Here is a 741-nt window from a genome sequence, read left to right on the forward strand (position 1 = left end):
TTCGCGACGATCGCGCCCTTGCGCCGGACCGGAGCCGGTCCGGCGATCGCCGTCTCGCCGGCGGGCGGCTTGTAGGTCGTCACAGCGCCCTCCCGGTGACCGGCGCGTCGTCGCGGGTCTTCTCGCGATCTCCGCTGCCGAGTGCCACGGGGACGGGCCGGCGGGTGGCGCGCGGACGCGCACCGGTCTCGACACGACTGGTCTGCGAGCGCATATGAATGACTGGATTCACTCCGACTCCCGGAGGCGAGGATCACCGCAGCCCTGTGCCGTGCTGCCTGACGTGCTGCGCAGCGCTAGATACCCGGGCCTTTCCGAGCGAACCGATCAGGGGGAAACGTTGGGCTGAAATTGGGAAGGGCACGGCGGATCGGACAGCACCACGACCAGCGCGGGAGGGACCGCGGCGAACGTCAGGGTGGCCAGTGCCAGGCAGGCGAACTCCCGGCGGCTGACCGTGCAGGCGAACCGGTGACCCGCCCGCACGGGTCCCGCGGCGTCGCGGGCGTCCGTGTTCAGGGCGTCCATGCTGCCGGCGAAGGCGCGGTCCTGCCGCCGGAGCATCCGCTCGATCTCCGCCAGGACCCGGGCCTCTCTCCTCGACAGGTTCATGCGGCACGACTCCTTGGCGTACGATCCTCCGCCCGGTGACGGCGAGGTCAGGTCTTCTCGGGAGGGCCGGTCACGCCGGTCCGGGGCGCTGGGGCCGTGGCGTACGGATGCCTGAGGTCGAAAGCGGGG

1 protein-coding gene is annotated in these 741 nt (G+C 71.7%); it reads right to left on the reverse strand.

The genetic code is table 11. The features are described 5' to 3' along the window. Positions 1-327 precede the first annotated feature (327 nt). Positions 328-741, reverse strand: a 414-nt coding sequence (locus Plo01_RS39830; protein ID WP_203895996.1) for a DUF3040 domain-containing protein, incomplete at its 5' end; no start/stop codon positions are given.

It is taken from the genome of Planobispora longispora, from assembly GCF_016863135.1.
Classification (GTDB): Bacteria; Actinomycetota; Actinomycetes; order Streptosporangiales; family Streptosporangiaceae; genus Planobispora; species Planobispora longispora.